Source organism: Streptomyces sp. SID12501 (genome assembly GCF_010550245.1).
Taxonomy (GTDB): Bacteria; Actinomycetota; Actinomycetes; order Streptomycetales; family Streptomycetaceae; genus Streptomyces.
Window position 1 is genome coordinate 1 of record NZ_JAAGLU010000583.1, and the last position, 454, is coordinate 454.

The 454-nt window shown below is 72.0% G+C and carries 1 protein-coding gene; it reads right to left on the reverse strand.

Going from position 1 to position 454, the window contains the following annotated elements; genetic code table 11:
• Positions 1 to 454 (reverse strand): hypothetical protein (locus G3I71_RS47390; protein ID WP_164325141.1); only part of this gene is annotated, 454 nt, incomplete at both ends.

Sequence of the window (454 nt, forward strand, 5' to 3'; positions counted from 1 at the left end):
CCACCGGTCACCAGCACGGTCCCCGACGGTGTCCAGGACGCGGAACCCTCGGCACGTACCGCGCGTACGAGGCGACGGCCGAAGACGCCGGAGGCGCGGATCGCGAGCTGGTCCTCAGCAGCGGCTCCCCCGGCCAGGACGCCGGCCAGCCTCGCCAGGGTCCGCTCGTCCCACGCTTCGGGAAGGTCCACCAGACCACCCCAACGCTCCGGAACCTCCAACGCCGCAACCCGACCCAGACCCCACACCTGCGCCTGGACCGCCGACACCAACCGGTCCGAACGACCCACACTCACCGCACCACGGGTCAGGCACCACAACGGCGCCTCCACCCCGGCATCACCCAAGGCCTGCACCAGAACAGCGGTGTCGACGACAGCCGCCGCCTCATCCAGGGCGAGCAGCGACATCACACCGGCCACGGGGCCCGGACCGGACAGCAGACCGGCCAGAG